This window comes from Kitasatospora sp. NBC_01539, assembly GCF_045040525.1.
In the GTDB taxonomy this organism is placed as follows: domain Bacteria; phylum Actinomycetota; class Actinomycetes; order Streptomycetales; family Streptomycetaceae; genus Kitasatospora.
This window is the reverse complement of record NZ_CP109390.1, coordinates 6,080,763-6,095,939: the sequence shown is the minus strand read 5'-3', so window position 1 is coordinate 6,095,939 and position 15,177 is coordinate 6,080,763. Positions and strand designations below refer to the sequence as shown.

At 72.6% G+C, this 15,177-nt stretch carries 12 protein-coding genes; 1 reads left to right on the top strand and 11 read right to left on the bottom strand.

Annotated elements, in window-relative coordinates:
- Positions 1-109 precede the first annotated feature (109 nt).
- Entirely contained in the window at positions 110-1,300 is a 1,191-nt protein-coding gene (gene glgA, locus OG335_RS26410; RefSeq protein WP_405013604.1) for a glycogen synthase, read from the bottom strand.
- A gap of 73 nt (positions 1,301-1,373) precedes the next feature.
- Positions 1,374-1,550 carry a hypothetical protein gene (locus OG335_RS26405; RefSeq protein ID WP_405013603.1) on the bottom strand — a complete coding sequence of 59 codons (177 nt, stop codon included), beginning with the start codon at positions 1,548-1,550 and terminating at the stop codon, positions 1,374-1,376.
- Positions 1,551-1,828: 278 nt separating this feature from the next.
- On the opposite strand from OG335_RS26405, the gene OG335_RS26400 reads away from it, so the two are divergent.
- The gene (locus OG335_RS26400; protein WP_405013602.1) at positions 1,829-3,172 is read left to right on the top strand and encodes a helix-turn-helix domain-containing protein; all 1,344 of its coding nucleotides are present in this window, start codon (positions 1,829-1,831) and stop codon (positions 3,170-3,172) included.
- Between the two features lie 173 nt (positions 3,173-3,345).
- Here the strand turns inward: OG335_RS26400 and glgB are convergent, their stop codons facing one another.
- The 9 genes from glgB to OG335_RS26355 all read right to left on the bottom strand — a co-directional run bounded on the left by glgB (position 3,346) and on the right by OG335_RS26355 (position 15,157).
- On the bottom strand, positions 3,346-5,601 hold the full coding sequence (gene glgB, locus OG335_RS26395; protein ID WP_405015530.1) for a 1,4-alpha-glucan branching protein GlgB: 2,256 nt from the start codon (positions 5,599-5,601) through the stop codon (positions 3,346-3,348).
- A 75-nt stretch (positions 5,602-5,676) separates the two neighbouring features.
- Positions 5,677-7,146, bottom strand: a complete 1,470-nt coding sequence (locus OG335_RS26390) for a maltokinase N-terminal cap-like domain-containing protein (protein WP_405013601.1) — start codon at positions 7,144-7,146, stop codon at positions 5,677-5,679.
- On the bottom strand, positions 7,143-9,206 hold the full coding sequence (locus OG335_RS26385; RefSeq protein WP_405013600.1) for an alpha-1,4-glucan--maltose-1-phosphate maltosyltransferase: 2,064 nt from the start codon (positions 9,204-9,206) through the stop codon (positions 7,143-7,145). The genes OG335_RS26390 and OG335_RS26385 overlap by 4 nt, the downstream gene beginning before the upstream one ends.
- Positions 9,207-9,286: 80 nt before the next feature.
- Positions 9,287-9,871, bottom strand: coding sequence for a DJ-1/PfpI family protein (locus tag OG335_RS26380; protein ID WP_405013599.1), 585 nt, complete (start codon positions 9,869-9,871; stop codon positions 9,287-9,289).
- A gap of 22 nt (positions 9,872-9,893) precedes the next feature.
- A complete protein-coding gene (locus OG335_RS26375) occupies positions 9,894-11,567 on the bottom strand; it encodes a thiamine pyrophosphate-binding protein (protein WP_405013598.1) in 1,674 nt (557 codons plus the stop codon).
- An 86-nt stretch (positions 11,568-11,653) separates the two neighbouring features.
- Entirely contained in the window at positions 11,654-12,490 is an 837-nt protein-coding gene (locus OG335_RS26370; protein ID WP_405013597.1) for a type 1 glutamine amidotransferase domain-containing protein, read from the bottom strand.
- Positions 12,491-12,571: 81 nt separating this feature from the next.
- On the bottom strand, positions 12,572-13,264 hold the full coding sequence (locus tag OG335_RS26365) for an EthD family reductase (protein ID WP_405013596.1): 693 nt from the start codon (positions 13,262-13,264) through the stop codon (positions 12,572-12,574).
- 58 nt (positions 13,265-13,322) lie between these two features.
- Entirely contained in the window at positions 13,323-13,631 is a 309-nt protein-coding gene (locus OG335_RS26360) for a muconolactone Delta-isomerase (protein ID WP_405013595.1), read from the bottom strand.
- A gap of 68 nt (positions 13,632-13,699) precedes the next feature.
- Positions 13,700-15,157, bottom strand: coding sequence for an ankyrin repeat domain-containing protein (locus OG335_RS26355; RefSeq protein WP_405013594.1), 1,458 nt, complete (start codon positions 15,155-15,157; stop codon positions 13,700-13,702).
- Positions 15,158-15,177 lie beyond the last annotated feature (20 nt).

Here is a 15,177-nt window from a genome sequence, read left to right as displayed (position 1 = left end):
TCCGCGGGCCGGGAAGGGCCGTGGGGCGGTCCGGTGGTGCTGGGCAGGTCGGGGGTGTCACCGCCCAGCACCGTCGGACCGCCCCACGGCCTCCGGCCGCGCCGCGGTGTCAGACCACCGCCGACCGGCCCCGGTAGACCTCCAGGGTGCGCCGGGCCGCGAGGTCCCAGGAGAAGTCCTGCACGGCACGCTCCCGGCCGGCCAGACCGTACTTCTCGGCGAGGTCCGGGTCGTCGAGCAGCAGGTTGACCGCCATCGCGAGCTCCAGCGCCAGCTGCTCCGGGTCGGCCGGCTCGCCCGTGCCGTCCGGCCGCTGCTCGTACGGGACGAGCAGGCCGGTACGGCCGTGTTCGACGACCTCCGGGATCCCGCCGACGGCGGTGGCCACCACCGCGGTGCCGCAGGCCATCGCCTCCAGGTTGACGATGCCCATCGGCTCGTACATCGACGGGCAGACGAAGGCCGTCGCATGCGTCAGGAGCTGGCGCAGCAGGGCCGGTTCGACCATGGCGTCGATCCGGTGGACGCCTTGCCGGGTCTTGCCGAGTTCGTCCACCAGCCCGGCGACCTCGGCCGCGATCTCCGGGGTGTCTGGCTGTCCGCAGCAGAGCACCAGCTGCGCGTGCGGCCGCAGTTGGAAGGCGGCCCGCAGGAGGTGCGGGAGTCCCTTCTGCCGGGTGACGCGTCCGACGAAGAGCACGATCGGGCGATCGGGGTCGATGCCGAGTTCCTCCAGGGCCCGCGTGCCGTGGTCGGGGCGGTACACGTCGGTGTCGATCCCGTTGTGGATCACGTGGATCCGGTCGGGCGAGACCTCCGGGTAGGCCGTGAGGATGTCGGCGCGCATCGCGGCGGAGACCGCGATCAGGGCGTCGGCGGACAGTGCGGGCGTCCGCTCCATCCAGTTGGAGAGGGCGTAGCCGCCGCCCAGTTGCTCGGCCTTCCAGGGCCTCAGCGGTTCGAGGCTGTGCATCGTCATGACATGGGGGATTCCGTGCAGCCGTGCGGCGAGGTCCCCCGCCATGTTGGTGTACCAGGTGTGGCTGTGGACCAGGTCGCTGCCGGCGCAGTCCGCCGCGATCCGCAGCCCGGCGCCGAGGAACCGCAGGGCGGTGTTGGCGTCTTCCAGGTCGTGCGGGGTGTCGTAGGCGGATGTGCCGGGTTCGGACCTGTCCTGGCCGAAGCACCGTACGCGGACGTCGGCGTGGCGTCGGAGGGCGCGGGTGAGCTCCGCGGCGTGGACGCCCGCTCCCCCGTAGACCTCGGGCGGGTACTCCCTGGTCAGGAGGTCGACTCGCATCTGGATCCCTTCCTCGGGGCGCGGCCGGCGGAACCGCCGGCCGTTCACGGCGCGGTTCGTCCGGGCCGGCTCGTCAGCAGCAGCCGCCCTGGCCGGGGAGGTTGGTGGAGGTCGGGGAGGCGCTGGCGGCGGCCGGGACCGGTCCGGTGACCGTCCCGCCGGCCGCGGCGGAGGCCCCGACCGGGGCGAGGAGGAAGACCAGACCGGCGGAGGTGAGCGTGGCGGCAGCAATGGCGGTGAGCTTGCGCACGGGTGTGCTCCTTGGGTTCCGTGGGGACGGGGTGGTGTTTGACACGATGAGTCAAACGCACTTAACAAGGCTTGTCAATCAGAGTCATTCGAGGGGATGCTGGCTACAGAGTGAATGCAGTGAGTGCCTGCGGGTATGCGACTCTCTGGGGGAGAATCCCAAGAGGTCAGAGCCTGGTCGGCCTACTTGGCCAGCGCCCGCGACTGATGTAAAAAAGATAGTAAAGTGCACACGACTGAGGATCGGCCCGACGCCGGACTCCCCTCAACCGGAGAACCATGGAGCGATCACAGAGCGAGACCAGCGGGATCGGACAGCGGCTCCGCAAACTGCGGCTGGAGAAGGGACTCAACCAACAGGACCTCGCCTCCGCCGACATCTCCGTCAGCTACGTCTCGCTGATCGAGACCGGGAAGCGGGCTCCCTCCGAGGCCGTGCTGAAATTCCTGGCGGAACGGGTCGGGTGCTCGGTCGAGTACCTGCGCACCGGCCGCGACGACGCGCGGGTCAAGGAGCTCGAACTCAAGATCGCCTTCGGTGACATGGCCCTGCGCAACGGCGCCAACGGGGAGGCGCTGCAGTCCTACAGCGAAGCCCTGGCGTCCGCGCCGTTCCTGGGCGAGGCGATGATCCGACGGGCACGGACCGGGCAGGCCATGGCCTTCGAGAAGCTGGGTCGGCTCGAAGCCGCGATCCAGCTGCTCACCTCGCTCTTCGAGGACCCCGGCACCGTCGTCGGCTCCGCCGAGTGGGCCCAGCTCGCGGTGGCCCTGTGCCGGTGCCACCGCGAGTCGGCGAACCACCTGCTGAGCGTCGAGATCGGCGAGAAGGCCATGCGCGAACTCGACACCCTCGGCATGGAGGTGACCGACGACCACATGCAGCTCGGCGCCACCCTGATCGACTGCTACCGCGTCAGGGGCGACCTCGCGCAGGCGCACGTCGTGGCCTCGCGCCTGATGCCGCTGGCCGAGGAGACCGGCTCCCGGGTCGCCCGCGGATCGGTCTACTGGAACGCCGCCCTGGTGGCCAAGTCGCAGGGCCGCACCAGCGAGGCCCTCGCCCTGACCGAGCGTGCGCTGATCATGATGGCGGAGACGGACAACGTCCGTCACCAGTCCCTGCTCAAGACCGTCTACGGCACGCTCATGCTGGAGTCGGTCAACCCCGACCTGGAGCGCGCCCGGACGCTCCTGGCCGAGGCGCAGCAGGGCCTGCTGGAGGTCGGCACCTCCTCGGAACAGGCGTTCTGCGAGACGAGCCTGGCCCAGGTGTCGGTGCGCGACGGGCAGTTCGAGGCGGCGGTGGCGCACGCCAGCCGCGCCCTCGGGCTGTTCCGCAACGAGCCGCGCTGGGAGTCCGCCAAGGCCCGTACGGTGCTCGCCCAGGCGCAGTTCCGGTCCGGCGACCGCGCGACGGGCGAGGCCACCCTGAACGCCGTCGAACGCCAGCTGACGCAGATCCCGGTCACCCGCAGTACGGCCGAGGTCTGGCGGTACATCGGTGACGTGTGGAAGGAGAACGGGCACCCCTCGGAGGCGATGGAGGCCTACCAGCGGGCGCTCACCGAGGTCGGGCTGCGCGGCCTGCCGGCCGGCAGCACGGCCGTCACCCGCAGCTGACCCCGGCAACCGCGAACGGCGGGTGCCAGCCCCTTCGAGGGGCCGGCACCCGCCGTTCGCGGTTGCCGCCGTCGGTGCGGTCCGTGGTCCGTGTGGTCCGCCGCCGGTGCGGCGTCAGCCGTTCGCGCCGCACCCGCCGTACCTGCCGGGGACGCGGCGCGTACGCCGTGCGGTCAGGCCGTGCCCGGCTCCTCCGGGACGAGCCAGACGGTGGCCAGCGGCGGCAGGACGAGCTCGGCGCTGGCGTCCTGGCCGTTCCACGGCACGGGCTCGGTGCGGACGGTACCCGTGCCGCCCGCGCCGCTGCCGCCGTACGCCTCGGCGTCGGTGTCGAGCAGGATCCGCCAGGCCCCCGCGCGGGGCAGGCCCAGGCGGTAGCCGGGCCGGGGCATCGGGGAGAAGTTGCTGACGCTCACCAGTGGCCGGCCGGCGGCGTCGAGCCGGGTGAAGGCGAGCACGTTGTCGTCGGCGGCGTCGGCCTGCAGCCAGCGGAAGCCGTCGGGGGTGGTGTCCTGCTCCCAGAGGGCGGGGGTGGCGCGGTAGGTGTGGTTGAGGTCGGCGACCAGCTGCCGCACGCCGCGGTGCCCGGGGGCTGCGGGCCAGCCGTCGGCGAGCACCCACCACTGCGGCCCGCTCTCGTGGTCCCACTCGGTTCCCTGGGCGAACTCCTGCCCCATGAAGAGGAGTTGCTTGCCGGGGTGGGCCCAGACGTAGCCGAGGTAGGCGCGGTGGTTGGCGCGCTGCTGCCACCAGTCGCCGGGCATCTTGGAGACGAGCGACCGCTTGCCGTGCACGACCTCGTCGTGCGAGATCGGCAGGACGTAGTTCTCGGAGTACGCGTAGACCATCGAGAACGTCATGTCGTGGTGGTGGTAACGGCGGTGCACCGTCTCGCGCGCCATGTACGCCAGGGAGTCGTGCATCCAGCCCATGTTCCACTTCAGGCCGAAGCCGAGGCCCCCGGTGTCGGTGGGGCGGGTGACGCCGGGCCAGGCGGTGGACTCCTCGGCGATCGTGATCACGCCGGGGCAGCGCCGGTAGACCGTCGCGTTCATCTCCTGGAGGAACCGCACGGCGTCGTCGTTCTCGTTCCCGCCCTGCGCGTTGGGCGTCCAGGCCCCGGGAGGCCGGGAGTAGTCGAGGTAGAGCATGGAGGCGACGGCGTCGACGCGCAGGCCGTCGACGTGGAACTCCTCGCACCAGTAGACGGCGTTGGCGACGAGGAAGTTGCGGACCTCGGTGCGGCCGTAGTCGAACTCCAGGGTGCCCCAGTCGGGGTGTTCGGCGCGCAGCGGGTCGGCGGGCTCGTAGAGGGGTTCGCCGTCGAAGCGGGCGAGGGCGAAGTCGTCCTTGGGGAAGTGGGCGGGGACCCAGTCGACGATGACGCCGATGCCTGCGGTGTGGAGGGTGTCGACGAGGTGCCGGAAGTCGTCGGGGGTGCCGAGGCGGGCGGTGGGGGCGTAGAAGCCGCTGACCTGGTAGCCCCAGGAGCCGCCGAAGGGGTGTTCCATGACGGGCATGAACTCGACGTGGGTGAAGCCGAGGCCGTCGAGATAGCCGGGCAGCACGTCGGCGATCTCGCGGTAGGTGGTCAGGTCGGGGCGCCAGGAGGCGAGGTGGAGTTCGTAGACGGACATCGGGGCGCGGTGGTGGACGGTGCGGGCCCGCTCGGCCATCCACGCGCTGTCGTTCCAGGTGAAGTCCGAGGTGTGGACGACGGAGGCGGTGCCGGGCGGGCACTGCGCGGCGCGGGCGAGCGGGTCGGCCTTCTGCCGCACCCCGCCGTCCCGGCCGCGGATCTCGTACTTGTAGAGCGCGCCCTCCGCCAGGCCCGGCACGAACAGCTCCCACACGCCCGAGGAACCCAGGGAGCGCATCGGGTGCCCGGTGCCGTCCCAGTGGTTGAAGTCGCCGGCCAGCCGCACCCCCACCGCGTTCGGCGCCCACACCGCGAACGCCGTCCCCGCCACCCCGTCGACCGTGCGGACATGACTGCCCAGCGCCCGCCACAACTGCTCGTGCCGGCCCTCCGCGATCAGGTGCAGATCCAGCTCACCCAGCGTCGGCCCCATCCGGTACCCGTCGTCCTCGACCCGCTCGACTCCGTCGTACGTCACGACGAGCCGGCGGTCGGGCACGGCGGGGCCCGGCAGGACGCCGGTGTACAGGCCGTCGCCCGCCGAGTCGAGTTCCACCCAGGAGTCGGCGGTGCGCACCACGACCCGCTCCGCCGTCGGCCGGAGCACCCGCACCACCACGCCGTCGGCCACCTGGTGCACGCCCAGCACGGCGTGCGGATCGTGGTGCGTGCCGGAGAGCAGGCGCTCCGTCTCCTCCGGGTCCGGGGCGGCCCGCGGGACGCGCAACGGCGGGATGCTGACGCGGCGCGCGGCGGTGGGTGCGGTCCGGCTCGGGGTCACGGGGATCAGGTCCTCTACTCTCGCTTCGGCGGGACGAACGGCGGGACGAACGGCGGAACGAACGGGTGGGCCGGCGGCGACCGGTCAGCGGCCGAAGACCAGCCGCTGCACGGCGGCCATCGGGATCGGCAGCCAGGCCGGGCGGTGCTCGGCCTCGTAGACGGCCTCGTACACCGCCTTGTCGGCCTCGAAGGCCCGCAACGCCACCGGATGGCAGTTCGGGTCGGCGCCGCCGGCGGCCGCGTAGCCCGCGGTGAACGCCCGGCGGTTGCGGATCGCCCAGGCGTACGCCCGGCGGTCGAGGCGCAGCCGGGCCGCGTCCGGGAGCGGCCCGCCCTCCCGCAGCACCTGGTCCAGCGCCTGGTGGGCCGCGTAGTCGAAGGAGCGCAGCATGCCGGCGACGTCGCGGAGCACCGGCTGCGGCAGGCCGCGTTCGGCGACCGGCGCGGCGGGCTCGCCCTCGAAGTCGATGACCTTCCAGCCGTCGTCGGTCGACAGCACCTGGCCGAGGTGGAGGTCGCCGTGGAGCCGCTGGCCGGTGCCCGGCCGCCCCTGCAGGGCGACCTTGGCGTAGTCGTCGTAGAGGCTGCCGATCCGGCCGGCGTACGGCTCCATCTCGGGCACCCGGCGGACGGCCCGGGCGAGGCGGCGGTCCATGTCGCCGGTGAGGCGGAGGACCGCGTGGGTGTCCAGGGTCGTCCGGGGGAAGGCCTCGCCGAGGGCGGCGTGCAGGCGGGCCACCGTCTCGCCGAGCGCGTGGGCGTCGGCGGTGAACCCGCCGATCGCGGGCACCGGGCAGGATTCGGTGAGGCAGGAGACGGCCTGTCGCACCGCCAGCTCCCAGCCGGTGCCGTCGGAGGGCACGAACTCCGCCAGGACACCGAGGACGGTGGCGGTCGCCGGGTCGCCGCCGGTGTGGAGCCAGCCCGCGAGCCGTGCGGTGCTGGGGCAGCCGACCGAGGTCAGGCCGCGCAGCGCCTCGGTCTCCGGGTGCGGGCCGGGCTGCGGGGCGCGGAAGAACTTGAGGATCAGGTGGTCGCCGTAGACGACGGAGGTGTTGCTCTGCTCGACGCCGAGGACGCGCGGGGCGAGTCCGCCCGGCAGGGGCACCGCTCCGGTCGGGGTGAAGGTCATCGTGGACGGTCCGGTGCCGACGGCGGCGTCGGCCAGCAGCCGGGCCATCAGTTCGGGGTCGTCGGTGGCCTCGTAGAGCCACCAGCCGTCCCAGCGGCCGTCGACGGCGCGGCCGATCACCGCGTGCCGGAGCTCCTCGGGCACGGTGCGGCGCAGGCCCAGCAGGAGCTGGTACCGGTGGGTGGCGCCGGAGCCGTGCCGGGCGTCGAGGAGCGCGTGCACGAGTACCGCGGTGTCGCCCTCCGCCACGGAGGCGGTCACCGGTACGAGGTCCTCCAGGCAGCCGCTCTCGTGGGTGAACCAGCGGCGGGTGACGAGCCAGGGCAGCAGGGCGGTGAGCATCGGGCGCAGCAGGACGTCGCCGCGGAGTGCGCCGCTGCGTCCGCCGTCGAGGCAGGATTCGCAGATCGCCGTGGTCATCGGTCCTGCTCCTGCCGGACGGTGAGGAGGTGGGCGGGGCCGGTGGCGGGGTCGAGGCGGACGTAGTTGTGGCGGGTCCAGTGGTAGGTGGCGCCGGTGAGTTCGTCGTGGACCTGGAGGGGGAGGTCGGTGTCGAGGGTGACGGTGGCTTCCTGGGCGTGGTGGGGGTCGAGGTTGACGACGGTGATGACGTGGTCCTCGATGCCGTCCTCGGTGGCGGCGCGCTTGGAGTAGGCGATGACGTGGTCGTTGTCGGTGGGGTGGAAGCGCAGGTCGCGCAGTTGCTGGAGGGCGGGGTGGCGGCGGCGGAGCCGGTTGAGCGCGGTGAGCAGGGGGGCGAGGGTGTCCTGGCGGGTCCAGTCGCGGGGGCGGAGCTCGAACTTCTCGGAGCGGGCGTACTCCTCGGAGCCGGGGTGGGTGGCCTGGTTCTCGTAGTGCTCGTAGCCGGCGTAGATGCCGTAGGAGGGGGAGAGGGTGGCGGCGAGGACGGCGCGGGCGGCGAACGCGGCGGGGCCGCCGTCCTGGAGGTAGCCGTGGAGGATGTCGGGGGTGTTGGCGAAGAAGTTGGGGCGCATCCAGGCGGCGGTGTCGCCGGCGAGGTCGGTGAGGTATTCGGTGAGTTCCTGCTTGGTGGTGCGCCAGGTGAAGTAGGTGTACGACTGGTGGAAGCCGATCTTTCCGAGGGTGTGCATCATCGCGGGGCGGGTGAAGGCCTCGGCGAGGAAGATCACGTCGGGGTCGGTGCGGGCGATGTCGGCGAGGACCTTCTCCCAGAACACCACGGGCTTGGTGTGGGGATTGTCGACGCGGAAGATCCGCACGCCGTGGGCCATCCAGAAGCGCAGGATGCGGAGGGTCTCCTTGACCAGGCCGTCGAAGTCCTGGTCGAAGTTGATCGGGTGGATGTCCTGGTACTTCTTGGGGGGGTTCTCGGCGTAGGCGATGGTGCCGTCGGGGCGGTGGGTGAACCATTCGGGGTGCTTGTTGACCCAGGGGTGGTCGGGGGAGCACTGGAGGGCGAAGTCGAGGGCGATCTCCAGGCCCAGGGCGCCGGCCTCGGTGACGAAGTGGTCGAAGTCCTCGATGGTGCCCAGGTCGGGGTGGACGGTGTCGTGGCCGCCCTCGGGCGAGCCGATCGCCCAGGGGGAGCCGACGTCGTGGGGGCCGGCGGTGAGGGTGTTGTCGGGGCCCTTGCGCCAGGCGCGTCCGATCGGGTGGACGGGGGGGAGGTAGACGACGTCGAAGCCCATCGCGGCGACCGCCGGCAGCCGTTCCGCGGCGGTGCGCAGGGTGCCGGAGACCGGCGGCTGTACCCCGGACGGGTCGACGACCGCGCCCTCCGACCGCGGGAAGAACTCGTACCAGGCCCCGTACAGCGCCCGCTTGCGGTCCACCTGCAACGGCATCGGCCGCGACGCACTCACCGACTCCCGCAACGGATAGCGGCTCAGGACGGCCGCGATCTCGGGGCGGTGGGCGGCGGCGAGGCGGTCGCCGCCGGGGGTGCCGGGCCGGCGCAGGTCGGCGGCCGCGGTGAGCAGTGCGGTGCGGCCGGCGCCGCGGGGGACGCCCGCGGCGGCCTGCTCCAGCAGCTGCGCGCCCTCCTCCAGGGTGACGTCGACGTCCTGGCCGGCCGGCACCTTGATCCCGGCGCGGCGGAGCCAGGTGGTGACGGGGTCGCCCCAGCTCTCGACGGTGTACGTCCAGCGGCCGGGGGTCGGCGCGGCGACGTGGGCGCCCCACCGGTCGGTGCCGGGGGCGAGCTCGCGCATCGGCGTCCAGGGCCCCTTGCGGCCGCGCGGGCCGCGCAGCACCACGTTGGCGCCGACCGCGCCGTGGCCCTCGCGGAAGACGGTGGCGGTCACCGCGAACCGCTCGCCCTCGACGGCCTTGGCCGGGCGGCGGCCGCCGTCGACGGACGGCTGCACGTCGAGCACCGGTATCCGTCCGACGGCGTCGGGGCCCGGCCCGGGTCTCTCCTGACGGCTCGTCACCCGGCGGCCGAGACTGTTCACGGGAGCACTCCTCCGGGTGATCCGGACGGCGGTGGTGCTGCTCATGGCCCGGTTCTCCTCTCGTGGTCGATGGTGGCGGGCCGCCCCCGCTCCCGGGCGGGAGCGGGGGCGGAAAGGGGTGGCGATCAGGCGTTCCGGGGTGCGCGCAGGGCGAGTTGGTCGATGATGGTGCGGGCGAAGAGGTGGCAGTGGTTGCCGGTGCGGGCGGTGACGAGGTCGTCGTCGACGACGACGTCCTCGTCGATGTAGACGCCGCCCATGTTGCGGAGGTCGCCGAGCAGGTTGTTGTGGACGACCGCCCGGCGGCCGCGGACGACCGACGGGATCGGCGCGGCGAGCCACATGCCGTGGCAGATGATGCCCTTGATGATGGCCGGGTCGGCGAACGCCCGGCGCAGGAACAGCGCGGCCGGCGGGAGCTTGTCGACGTCGTCGGTGTAGCGCAGCCGGTCGGCGACGATGCCGGAGGGCACGATGACCGCGCCGTACTCCTTGAGGTCGTACTCCCCCATGTCCTCGAACGACTCGTCGACCTCGAACGGCATCCGGTACTCGTGCCCTCGGAAGACGATCCGGTCGTTGCCCCACAGCCGGGTGAGGAAGTGCACCTCGCCGCCCTCCTCGGCGAAGCGGCGCTGGTAGTAGAGGATCTCGGGTTCGTAGAAGTCGCTCTCCATGAGGACCGCTATCTTCTGTCCCTCGATGCGCACGGTGGTCTCCTCCTCCCTGCGGTCAGCTGTCGCGTCCGATGACGAGGTCGATGAGGAACGGGCCCGGGTGGGCGAGCGCCTCGCTGATGGCGGGTGCCACCTGGTCGGCCTTCTCGACGCGGACCGCGCGCACCCCGAGCGACTCGGAGAGGGCGGCGAAGTCGATGGCGGGCCGGGACAGGTCGAAGATGTCGGGGAAGTCGTGGTGCTCGATGTCCTGGCTGCGCCAGTACTGCTCGATGTTGTCGTCGAGCAGCTTGTAGCGGCCGTTGTTGCAGATCACGAACTTGGCGGCGATGTTGTAGCGGGCCGCGGTCCACAGGCCCTGCACGGTGTACATGCTGCCGCCGTCGCCGGTCAGGCCGACGACGGTGGCCTCGGGGTGGGCCAGCTTGGCGCCGATCGCGCCGGGGATGCCGACGCCGAGCGAGCCGCCGCGGGTCTGGTGCCAGTGGCCGGGCCGGTTCGGCGGGTTGTGGCGGAAGATGCCGGGCGAGGAGGTGAGCGCCTCGTCGAAGAGGATGGCGTCCTCGGGCAGCTGCCGGGCCAGTTCGTGGCCGAAGACCGCGGCGGAGAGCGGCAGGGAGTCGGCGTCCGCCAGGTCGTGGACGACGGCCTGGGCGCGGGCGGCGGCCTTCTCGCCGGCCCAGCGGTCGATCCGGCGGGCGGCGTCGGCGCGGTCGCCGGGAGTGAGGCGGCGTTCGAGGGCGCCGGCGAGGAGACCGAGGGAGCGCCGCGGGTCGGCGACGAGACCGAGGTCGACGGGGAAGTTCTTGGCGATCGCCGCGGTGTCGAGGTCGATGTGCACGACGGGGGTGCCGGGGGCGAACACGCCGTCGAGGGCGGGGTACACCTCGGGCAGCGCGTAGGTGCCGCAGATGAGGACGGCGTCGGCGGCGGCGGTCACACGGCTGCTGGTCGCGCCGAACATGTGGCCCAGCTGGCCGCGGTAGCAGGGGTGGTCGGCGGGCAGGTTGACCTCGGCCCAGTCGGCGCCCCACACCTCGGCGCCCCACACCTCGGCCAGTTCGGCGAGTGCGTCCTGGGCGCCGGAGAAGTGGATGCCGTCACCGGCGACGATCAGCGGCCTGCGGGCGCCGGCGAGGAGCTCGGCGGCCCGCTCGACCGCGTCCGGGTCGGGGCTGCTCGCCGTGTCGGGGAAGGAGGTCGGCACGACGGCCTCGCTGGTCTCCGCGTCCATCACGTCGGCGGGCAGCACCACCATGACCGGCCCGTACGGCGGCGTGGCGGCGACCTTGAGGGCGCGGCGCAGCACGCGCAGCGTCGACTCGGGGTGGACGACGCGGGTCGCCCACTTGGTGACCGGTTCGGCCATGGCCACGAGGTCGGCCGCCATCTGGGCGTCCATGCCGTCGTAGGCGAGGCCGGACTCGCCGACCACGACGACCAGCGGTGCGTGGCCGCGCATGGCCTGGTAGAGCATGCCGATGCCGTTGCCGAGGCCGACACCGGAGTGCAGCTGGAGCACGGCCGGCCGGCGGGTCGCGCGGGCGTAGCCGTCGGCGATGCCGACGACGACGGCCTCCTGGAGCGACAGCACGTACTCGATCTCGGGGAAGCCGCGCAGCTCGTCCAGGAAGCCCTGCTCGACGGTGCCGGGGTTGCCGAACATGTGGGTGATTCCGTCGGCTCTGAACTGTTCGAGCATCGCCACCCGGGCGGGCCTGCTGGCCATGGCGTCCTTACCTCTCGGTCGTGGGGTCGGGGCGTGGGGTCGGGGCGCGGCCCGGGTACGGGGACCCGGGCCGCGGACTGCACGGGTCAGGCCTTGAAGCCCCACTGGCGGAGACCCTGCTCCAGCACCTCGACGACCTTCTGGCCGGTCAGGTAGGAGTCGGGCGTGGAACGGCCGGTGATGAACGGGTAGTCGACGATCACCGAGGTCTCCTTGCCGAAGTTGCCGTGGAAGGCGCCCTCGGGGGCGGTGGCGTCGCGCAGGATGTACTCCAGCGGGTACGGCGGCGGGCCGATCACGAAGTCGGTCCCCATGAAGCCGGTGCCGTCCTTGTAGTCGTACTCGATGCAGTGGCCCGTGACGTGCTTGTTGCGCAGGATGCTGACCCGGTGCTCCTGCTCGCGGGCGAAGGCCAGCGCGGCGACGCCGTAGCACTCGGCGGCGATCGGCAGGTCGAGGTTGTAGAACGCGAGGATCAGGTCGTGCACCCGCCAGTTGTTGGCGAGGTCGACGATCGGGCCGCTGCCGCCGACGATGAGGAGCGCGTCGTAGCGGTCCGCGATCTGCGTCTGCACGTGCTCGCGGCGGTGGTTGTAGCCCTCCCAGGCGCGCAGGAAGTCGTTGCGGCTGCGGTAGGGCCGGTCGGGCAGCCAGGTGGAGAGGTCGAGCGGGCTGTCGAGGCGGTCCGAGGTGTCGAACGCGCGGACCTTCTCGGCCATCTCGGTGCTCGTCACCGAGCGGCCCAGCGGCGGGTCGATGTACTCGGGGTCGTAGCTCGGCGGCAGGGCCACCGCGCGCTTGCCGGTCGGGGTCGCGAAGGTGACCTCGTAGCCGGCCTTGTCGAAGGTCTCCAGCGGGCCGACGAGTTCCTCGCCCCAGTAGCCGTACTCGGACAGGACGATGAGGATGCGCTTCTTCGCCATCGGGGATGGCCTCCATCGGTAGAAGGGGTGCGGCGGGCCGGTGCGGGGCACCGCCGCGGTGATCGCCGGTGCGACCTGGCGTCAGGCGGCCTCGGTGCCGATGACCCAGTGCTCGCGGACCGCCATGCGGTGCAGGTAGCGGGGCTCGACGAACTGCTTGAGGTCTTCCTCGGCGCGGGCGAACTCCGGGGAGTCGACGGCGGCCTGCAGGGCCGCCTCGTCCTCGAACCAGAGCTGGTAGGCGGCGTCGAGGATGGTCTCGCCGACGGCGTACGCGCCGTCGCGGACGTGCCCCTGCTGGTAGCGGACCAGGCCGGGGATGTCGAGGGCGAGCTTGGCGTGGGCGCCGAGGCTGCGGCTGCGGAACTCCTCGACGGTGGTGCCGTTGGCGCGCTTGGCCAGCAGCACGAGCTTCACCGGGTGCGGGTGGAGCGGGCCGGGGCCGGCGAGCAGCGTGTGGGCGTCGGTGTCGAGCACGACGGTGCGCCAGAACGCGGCCCAGTTCGGCTCGTCGAGGCGGGCGCCCTGGAGGAACTCGGGCGACTGCAGCGAGGCGAGCTGCTCCTCGTCGTTGTTGAGCCAGATCTCGGCTATGCCGCTCCACAGCGGGTCGGCGGGCTCGGGGCCGAGCGGGATCCGGGTGTCGACGCAGTACCGCCGGATCTCCTTGATCTTGGCGGCGTAGTTCGGCGCGTGGACGTCGAGCCAGTAGCGCTGGAACTCTTCCTCGGTCATCCCCGGCCGGGGGTGAGCGAAGATCAGCTGGTGGATCACGGGGGGCTCCTTTGCGGGGTGTGGCCGGCCCCGGGGGTGCCCGGCGCCTGCGGCGGGGTCAGACCTGGTAGCGCTTCTTGACGTCCTCGGCGAAGCCGAGGTAGTCGCGCAGCGGCCAGACCTCCTCGAACTCCAGGTACTCGCGCATCGGCAGCCGGCCGAGGGCGGTGCGGTCGAGCTCCTCCGCGTCGGGCGAGTCGATGATCGCGATGACGCGCTTCTGTGCGGCGACCTTCCAGATGCCGACGCAGAAGCCGGAGTCCATCGTCTCCTTGGCGTGCTCGGCCTCCTCCTGCTCGACCTCCCAGAGCTCGTCGAGCGAGATGCGGCCCTCGTGGTTCCAGCGCATCTGAACGTAGAACAGCATGTGGTCTCCTCCGGTGGAGTGGGTGCGGTGGGCGGGCGGCCGGACGACCGCCCGCCGGACCGGACGGCTCAGGCCGCCGGCGCCGCCTCGGCCCGCAGCAGGGCGGTCAGCGGGTGGTCGCCGCCGAACACCTCGGCGGCCAGGTCGTACGGGGTCTTGCCGTCGTGGCCGCGCAGGTCGGTGCGGGCGCCGGCCTGGACGAGGATCCGCGCGCACTCCTCGTAGCCGTGCCAGAGCGCGTCGTGCAGCGGCGTGTAGCCGTTGGTGGCGCCCTGGAAGTCGAGGTCGACGCCGCCGTGGGCGACCAGGTCGGCGGTGATGCCGGCGTGGCCGTTGTAGACGGCCTTGTGCAGCGGGACGGCGCCGAAGCACGGCTCGACCGCGTTGACGTCGGCACCGGCGGCCAGCAGCAGCCGGGCGATCTCGTCGTGGCCGTCGCGGGTGGCGACGTGCAGCGGGGTGTGGCCGTCGTTGAAGCCGTTGAGGCGCGGGGCGCGGGCGTCGACCTCCGCACCGGCGGCCAGCAGGGCGCGGACCTCGCCGGCGTCGTCGGCGACGACGGCGGCCATGAGCCGCTGCTCGGCGACGTCCTCCGCGTCGTGCTTGCGGCGCTCGTCGAGCAGCTGCTCGGCCTGCAGCAGCAGGTCCTTGCCGCGGGTGTTGACGTTGAGCTCGTAGGCGAAGTGCTCGCGCAGCGAGAACCCGTAGTGGGTGTGCAGCTCCAGGCCGGCGCCCTGGTCGAGCAGGTACGCCACCAGGTCGGGGAACTTGAACCACAGCGCGTCCATGAGCGCGGTGTGGCCGGTGGTGGGCGCCACCGCGTCGACGAACGCACCCGCCTCGACGAGGGCCCGGGCGACCGGCACGCTGCCGCTCTGGCAGGCCTTGTGCAGGGCGGTCGCACCGGCGCGGGCGTCGGCGGTCCGCGGGTCGGCGCCGGCGTCGAGCAGCACCCGGACGACCGCCTCGTCGCCGCGGCCGGCGGCGATCATCAGCGGGGTCAGGCCGGTCGCGGGGTCGGTCAGGTTGACGTCGGCCCGCTCGACCTCGACGAGCCGGCGGACGGCCCCGGCGTCGCCGCTCCCGGCGGCGGCGACGAGCCGCGGCTGCCGGTCGGCGGTGAACGCCGCGATCTCGGTGTTGGGGTCGAAGTAGACCTTCCAGCGGACGATCTTGCCGGAGTCGTCGACGACGAAGCGGTGCGCGTCCTCGATCCGGAACTCCTGGCGGGTGCGGGTGTGCGCGGCCCGGGTGTACACCACGGCGAAGGCGGTGTCGCCCTCCGCGCGGAGGTCCCGGACCTCGTAGTCGAGCACCTCGGTGGTGTCGGCGCGGACGCCGAAGGCCGCGGCGACGGCGGTCGGGCCGAGGTGCCGGCCGAGGTACGGGACGACCTGGTTCCACTCGTCCGCGGGGAGTTCGAAGTCGATGTCCTCGGAGAAGGTGGCGAGGACGGTGTCCATGTCCCCCCGGCCGAGGGCGGCGAACCACCCGGCGACGACCTCGTGGGTGCGATTGCTGTCCATCGGGCACAGCTCCAATCAGA

Excerpts from the sequence above, each read along its gene's own strand:
- glgA (WP_405013604.1), bottom strand. The coding sequence starts at position 1,300 with ATGCGAGTCGACCTCCTGACCAGGGAGTACCCGCCCGAGGTCTACGGG.
- OG335_RS26400 (WP_405013602.1), top strand. The coding sequence starts at position 1,829 with ATGGAGCGATCACAGAGCGAGACCAGCGGGATCGGACAGCGGCTCCGC.
- OG335_RS26390 (WP_405013601.1), bottom strand. The coding sequence starts at position 7,146 with ATGACCACGGCGATCTGCGAATCCTGCCTCGACGGCGGACGCAGCGGC.
- OG335_RS26385 (WP_405013600.1), bottom strand. The coding sequence starts at position 9,206 with ATGAGCAGCACCACCGCCGTCCGGATCACCCGGAGGAGTGCTCCCGTG.
- OG335_RS26375 (WP_405013598.1), bottom strand. The coding sequence starts at position 11,567 with ATGGCCAGCAGGCCCGCCCGGGTGGCGATGCTCGAACAGTTCAGAGCC.
- OG335_RS26370 (WP_405013597.1), bottom strand. The coding sequence starts at position 12,490 with ATGGCGAAGAAGCGCATCCTCATCGTCCTGTCCGAGTACGGCTACTGG.
- OG335_RS26360 (WP_405013595.1), bottom strand. The coding sequence starts at position 13,631 with ATGCTGTTCTACGTTCAGATGCGCTGGAACCACGAGGGCCGCATCTCG.
- OG335_RS26355 (WP_405013594.1), bottom strand. The coding sequence starts at position 15,157 with ATGGACAGCAATCGCACCCACGAGGTCGTCGCCGGGTGGTTCGCCGCC.